Source organism: Cupriavidus sp. 05N40, assembly GCF_056397305.1.
In genome coordinates this window covers 23,731-30,202 of the sequence record NZ_JBFTND010000172.1, presented here as the reverse complement: position 1 = coordinate 30,202, position 6,472 = coordinate 23,731, and the positions used below count along the sequence as shown (strand labels likewise).

Sequence of the window (6,472 nt, the reverse complement as noted above, 5' to 3'; positions counted from 1 at the left end):
GCGGCGCCGTCTTGCGCTCGATCAGCGATAACAGTTCCTGTCTTTCTTTCTTCGCCAACTTCACTGGCGTTGCATGGCGGCCTCGACTCATCCCGCCATGATATCCGAGGCGATTATTTATTCAAGCTATTTACGGGATGTTGTACTAGTGCCGGCAATTCATTCCTTCATTCTATCATTGGATAGAAATAAAGAATTTCACTTATCAATCGCCGCTGCTTACGATTCGCCCCAACGTCGGCGGTGTTGCCGCCCAAGGCCCGTACAAGGAGATAAGTGGAATGTTGAAACTGACAAACAAGGTTGCCCTGATCATGGGATGTGGCTCCGTGGCACAAGGCTGGGGCAATGGCAGGACCATGGCGGTTCTCATGGCCCGCCAGGGTGCCGCGTTCTTTGGCACCGACCTGAACCTGGAGAACGCGGAAGACACGCGCAAGCGCATCGAGGAAGAAGGAAACCGGGCAACGGTGGTGCGCTGCGATTCCACCAGGGCCGAAGACGTGGAGCGCGCGGTGAACGCCTGCCTTGAGCTGCACGGGCGCATCGACATCCTGGTCAACAACGTCGGCTTGTCGCAGCCTGGCGGTCCGGTAGACATGACGGAAGCCGTCTGGGATGCGCAGATCGAGGTGAACCTGAAGGGTGCGTTCCTCGCATGCAAGCATGTGCTGCCCGTCATGCGCAAGCAAGGCGCCGGCTCAGTCATCAACGTGTCTTCGGTTGCCGGCCTGCGCTACGTGGGCAAGCCCCAGGTCGCCTACGCCGCGGCCAAGGCTGCGCTGATCCAGTTCACGAAGACGACAGCCGTGATTCACGCTGCGGAGGGTATCCGCCTGAACTGCGTGGTGCCCGGCCTGATGCAAACGCCGCTGCTAGACAACCTGGTCCAGAAGTACGCACAGGGCGATCCGGCTGGCTTCCTCGCCCGCCGAAACAACCAGATCCCGATGAAACACATGGGCGATGCCTGGGACACGGCCCATGCCGCCCTCTTCCTGGCGGCCGATGAGAGCCGCTACGTCACGGGCACCGAGATCGTCATCGACGGCGGCCTGATCGCCAGCACGCCCTGATCCAGGCATCGACGTCCGGCCGGGCAAAGGCGCTTGCGGACGCAGGACAGACCAGACCAAAAAGACAGGAGACAAAGATGGCATCCCCCTACCGGCGGCTGTTCAAGGCCGCGGCATTCGCTGTATGCGCCTGCGCCAGTGCACTGGCTTCTGCGCAGGCGTACCCGCACCAGCCGATTCGGCTGATCGTGCCGTTCGCGGCCGGCGGCGCTGTCGACCAGACCGCGCGCATCATCAGCGTGGCGCTCGGCGAGAAGCTCGGGCAACCCATCGTGATCGAGAACAAGCCGGGGGCCGGTGGATCCATCGGCGCGGCGGAGACCGCCCGAGCCAAGCCCGATGGCTATACGCTGATGCTGGCGCTCGATACGCAAGCCGCCAACTACCAGATCATGAAAGGCCTGYGGTACGACACCTTCAAGTCGTTTGACTACCTCAACCTGCTGGTGACGACGCCGCAGATCCTGGTCACCCGGGGCGATCTCCCCGTGAAGAACCTGGAAGAGTTGATCTCGTACCTGAAAGCCCATCCGGGCACGACCTACGGCACCTCGGGGCTGGCATCCGCAGGGCACGTGAACAGCGCGCAGAYGGCGTTGGCGCGCCGGCTCAAGACGACTCACGTTCCCTACAAGGGCGCGGCCCCGATGATCACAGACCTGCTGGGAGGACATATCGATTTCGCCTTCGCCGGCGTATCGGTGCTGCTCCCGCATATCCAGTCGGGCAAGGTCCGCGCCATCGCCGTGGGCTCGTCCAAGCGGTCTGCCCTGTTGCCGGGTATCCCCACGATGAGCGAGTCCATCCCGGGGCTGGAGTATCCCACGTGGGTCGGCCTGGTCGCCCCCAGCGGCCTGCCGGCGGAGACGCGGAACAAGATCGTGGCGGCCACCTCGGAAGTGATGCGCAACCCGGAACTCGCCAAGCGTTTCGCCCAGAACGGGTTCGACGTCGTGAACAGCACGCCCGAGGTATTCAAGGCGAGACTGGAAAAGGACGCCGGCACGCTTGAAGAACTGATCCGGCGCAAGGTGCTGTCCAGCGAACCCATCTGATCCTTGCGCGAACGCAGCCATGCCAAGGCGAGGCTACGTTCGCCGAACAACCTGCTACCAATATACCAATGATCGTTTCAGTCAATCCCTCCACGGGTGCGGAACTCGGCCGCTACCTGCTCGATCGCCCGGAAGATGTCGAGCGCAAGCTGCAAGGCGCGGCGCAGGCCCAACAGGCGTGGCGCACGCGGTCGGTGCGCGAGCGATGCGCGCTTCTGGCGGAAGTGGCCGCGGTGCTTCGCCGCAATCGGGCGCAGTATGCGGCCATGATCACCGCCGAGATGGGCAAGCCGCTCGCGGAAGCCGAGGCTGAAATTGACAAGTCGGCGATGACTTGCGACTTCTACGCCGAATCCGCGGCAGGCTTCCTGGCCGATGTCCAGATTCCCAGCAATGCGGCGGACAGCCGCGTGGTGTTCGACCCGCTGGGCGTGGTCCTGGCGGTGATGCCCTGGAATTACCCGTTCTGGCAGTTCATTCGCTTTGCCGCCCCCGCACTCGCCGCGGGAAACGCGGCCTTGCTCAAGCATGCCAACAACGTGCCGCAATGCGCGCTCGCGCTGGCGGAGGTCTTTCGGGAGGCGGGCGCGCATGACGGCCTGGTCTCCACCTTGATGATCGACGCGTCGGAGGTGGCCGGCGTCCTGGCTGACCCACGCGTCGCGGCGGTGACGCTTACCGGCTCGACGGCCGTTGGCAAGCTGGTCGCTGCCCAGGCCGGTAGCCTGATGAAGAAGCAGCTCCTGGAACTCGGCGGCTCCGACCCGTTCATCGTGCTGGCCGACGCGGACGTGGAGGCCGCCGCCAGGATGGCCGTGAAGGCGCGTTTCTCGAACACGGGCCAGAGCTGCATTTCTGCCAAGCGCTTCATCGTGGAAGACGCCGTCGCGGACCGCTTCGTTGCCGCCTTCTGCGCCGGCACGCGCTTGCTGGCGGTCGGTGACCCGATGGACCGCAGCACAACCGTGGGCCCCCTGGCCAGAGCCAATCTGCGCAGCGATCTGCATTCACAGGTGGAGCGCACTGTCAGCGCGGGCGCGGTGGTCGCGCTGGGCGGCCATCCGATCGACGGGCCAGGCTTCTTCTACGCGCCCACCATTCTGGACCGGGTCACACCGGGCATGGCCGCGGCAGTGGAGGAAACGTTCGGACCTGCCGCGGCCGTCATCCGGGTCGGCAGCGTTGACGAAGCAATTGCGGTGGCGAATGCCACCGAGTTTGGCCTGGGCGCGGCGCTGTGGACCGGCGATCTGGAGCGGGCCCACGCGCTGGCCCGGCGCATCGAGGCGGGCGCGGTATTCGTCAACGGCCTGGTTGCCTCCGATCCGCGATTGCCCTTCGGTGGCGTCAAGCAATCCGGCTACGGCCGCGAGCTCGGTGAGTTCGGCATCCGCGAGTTCACCAACATCAAGACGGTGTGGGTCGGCCCTGCCCACTGAACTTTTTCTTCATTTTCGAGGCTATGCCATGATCAAGACTGAATCCAATGCCGTGCTGCTGCAGTCCGACGCCATCAAGACACATGACCGCGGCGGCGGCGCCCGCACGACACCACTGGTAGGGAAGGGCGCGGGCGCCACGGCCTTCATCACTGGCTATACCGAGTTCGGCGGGGGCGCCGAGATTCCCTTTCATCATCACAATGCCGAGGAAAGCGTTGTGCTGATCGACGGCGAGGCCATCTTCGACATCGATGGGCAATCGATCCCCGTCAAGAAGGGCGATGCCACCTTCATTCCCCCGAACGTGCCGCATCGCTTCCGCAATGCGTCGGCGACGGCGCCCATGAAGATCCTGTGGATCTATGGCTCGACGGACGCGAGCCGCACCCTTGTGGAGACCGGCGAGACCCGCCCCATCGCCGCGGAGCACAACGGCTAGCGCGATTGCAGTTCCGCACAGGCGCCCTGCATCCCGGGCGCCTGCCTCCCGGGAAACACGCGCTGGCGTTCGATGGGAGCACACCGCCGGCCTGGACCACGGCGGAAGACAAGAACCGGAGACATCGTGAAATCCTCAACCTCTCGAAGCCTGGTGGCGGTGTATCTGCTGCTGTTCACCATGGCCTTGATCAACTACCTGGACCGTGTGGCGCTCTCTGTCGCCGCCAGGCCGATCGCGGCCGAGTTCCAGTTGAGCCCGGTCGAGATGGGCTATCTTTTCTCGTCATTCCTCTGGACCTACCTGCTCTGCCTGATACCGGCCGGCATCCTCGCTGACAAGTATGGGGCGAAAGGCGTCTGCGTGGGGGGCATGGGCGTCTGGTCGATTGCCACCGTGCTCACCGGGCTTGTGGGAAGCTTCCATGCGCTCTTCGCCACGCGTCTGGTCATGGGCGCGGGTGAAGCGACCAGCTATCCGTGCGCCAACAAGTTCATCCGCGAACAGGTGCCCACGCAGAACCGGGGCTTCGCCACCACCATCTTCAATAGCGGCGCGTACGCCGGTCCGGCAGTTGGCGCGCTCTTCATCGGCTGGCTGGTATCCGTCGTCAGTTGGCGCGTCGCATTCATGCTGGCAGGCGCCATCGGGCTCGTCTGGCTTGTGCCGTGGATGATCTGGTTCCGCAATTCCGCGCCGCAGGCCACTACTACCGCGGCGGCCCCGGCGATGGCAGCGACGCCAGACCCGGGCGTCGGCCTGAAGGGCCTGCTGAGGTCCACGAGCATGTGGGGCATCGCCGTGACGCAGGGTTGCGCGGTGTACACCCAGTACCTGTTCCTGACGTGGCTTCCCAGCTACTTGCAGGCAACCAAGGGCATGAACATCAAGGACGCCGCCATCTATACCGCATTGCCGTACGCTTGCGCAGTATTGTTTGGCATGCTGCTGGGCCGCATCAGCGATAAGCTCCTCAGGCCTGGCGAGGCTGAGACCGGGAAGCGCAGGCCCATGATCGGCGCCATGTTGCTGTGCTCTTCCGTTATTCTTGCGGCACCGTTCGTGAGCAATATCTGGGTCATCGTACTGCTGCTGGCCGTGTCCCTGACCGGCATCGCGACGGCGATCTCGCTGAACATGGCACTTGCCAACGACCTGCTCGACCATGCTGCGGATGCCGGCAAAGCCAACAGCATCGCCATCGCCGGCGGAAACGTGTTCGGTATCCTGGCGCCCATCGTGACCGGCTACCTGGTTGCCGCAACCGATTCGTACAACTATGCCTTCGCCGCGGCCGGGGTGTTGCTGCTGGTCGGGGCGCTGGTATCGCAAGTTGCCACGCGCAGGCGCATCGGTGAGGCGCGGTGCGCGGATGCGCGGGCCGGCCGTGAGGCGGGAGCACGCGTGTTCCATGGATAGCATGTAGGAGAAACGTGATGTTCTTTGCTCCCCCCCCGATAACCGAGGCTACACCGTTCGCGCGTCTTCCCGAGGCACCGTCCAGCCCTGGAATGGCCGCAGCCTGGGAAGGTAGCCAGCCGCACGGCATTCCAACCCGGTCTTTGCTGGAAGGCCCGAGCTTCGACAACGATGGCAACCTGTACTGCGTGGACGCGCCGAATGGGCGCATCGTCCGCTTCTCGCCTTCTGCCGAATGCGAGACCATCGTGCAGTACGACGGCTGGCCCAACGGGCTGGCGCTGGGCCGGGACGGACTTGCCTATATCGCCGACTACAAACACGGCATCATGGTGCTCGACCTCGAGACGAGGGTCGTGAGTCCACTGCTGGAGCGACACTATGCCGAGCGCTTCAGGGCAGTCAACGACTTGTTCTTCGCGGCCAACGGCGACCTTTACTTCACTGACCAGGGCCTGTCGGGCTATCAAGACCCGAGTGGGCGCTTGTTCCGGTACAGCCGGCAAGGGCGGCTTGAATGCGTGCTGGAGCGCATCCCCAGCCCAAATGGGCTGGTGATGAACCTGGATGAATCCGTCCTCTTCCTTGCGGTCACGCGTGCGAACGCCGTGTGGAGGGTGCCGTTCATGCGCGATGGCACGGTAAGCAAGGTCGGGACCTTCGTGCAGCTTTCTGGCGGCACGGGACCCGACGGCCTCGCGCTGGACGAGCAGGGCCGTCTGGCCATCGCGCATACCGGCATGGGCTCGGTCTGGGTGGTCGACGCGCGGGGCGAGCCGGTGCACCGCATCACGTCGGCGGTGGGAGACCACACGACCAACGTTGCCTACGGTGGCGAGGGAAACCGCACGCTCTTCATTACGGAATCGAGTTCCGGCACCGTGCTGAAGGCGGAGCTGGATGTGCCCGGGAAGCGGATGTTCTGCCAGTGATCCGCCGGCGAAATGATCACCGGAGCATACAACCCGGGACAGCAAAGTACGGCATCGATGCCCCAGGRCTGACGGCCACGCGCTAACAGCAGCAGGCGGGGCCTGTCGT

At 64.2% G+C, this 6,472-nt stretch carries 6 protein-coding genes; all 6 read left to right on the top strand.

Translation table 11 applies throughout. The annotated features are described in order from the left end of the window. Nucleotides 1-281 precede the first annotated feature (281 nt). The 6 genes from AC1DO7_RS30485 (at nt 282) to AC1DO7_RS30460 (ending at nt 6,363) form a co-directional block, all read left to right on the top strand. Nucleotides 282-1,076, top strand: coding sequence for an SDR family NAD(P)-dependent oxidoreductase (locus AC1DO7_RS30485; RefSeq protein ID WP_441623470.1), 795 nt, complete (start codon nt 282-284; stop codon nt 1,074-1,076). Between the two features lie 77 nt (nt 1,077-1,153). Continuing rightward, nucleotides 1,154-2,131 (top strand): tripartite tricarboxylate transporter substrate binding protein, encoded by a 978-nt coding sequence (locus AC1DO7_RS30480; protein WP_477116929.1) that lies wholly within the window; start codon nt 1,154-1,156, stop codon nt 2,129-2,131. Between the two features lie 68 nt (nt 2,132-2,199). Next, nucleotides 2,200-3,570 carry an NAD-dependent succinate-semialdehyde dehydrogenase gene (locus tag AC1DO7_RS30475; RefSeq protein WP_477116928.1) on the top strand — a complete coding sequence of 457 codons (1,371 nt, stop codon included), beginning with the start codon at nt 2,200-2,202 and terminating at the stop codon, nt 3,568-3,570. A gap of 28 nt (nt 3,571-3,598) precedes the next feature. After that, on the top strand, nt 3,599-4,012 hold the full coding sequence (locus AC1DO7_RS30470) for a cupin domain-containing protein (RefSeq protein ID WP_441623464.1): 414 nt from the start codon (nt 3,599-3,601) through the stop codon (nt 4,010-4,012). Between the two features lie 153 nt (nt 4,013-4,165). Then, a complete protein-coding gene (locus tag AC1DO7_RS30465; RefSeq protein ID WP_441623462.1) occupies nt 4,166-5,431 on the top strand; it encodes an MFS transporter in 1,266 nt (421 codons plus the stop codon). Nucleotides 5,432-5,448: 17 nt separating this feature from the next. Beyond that, the gene (locus AC1DO7_RS30460; RefSeq protein ID WP_441623460.1) at nt 5,449-6,363 is read left to right on the top strand and encodes an SMP-30/gluconolactonase/LRE family protein; all 915 of its coding nucleotides are present in this window, start codon (nt 5,449-5,451) and stop codon (nt 6,361-6,363) included. Nucleotides 6,364-6,472: the final 109 nt, after the last annotated feature.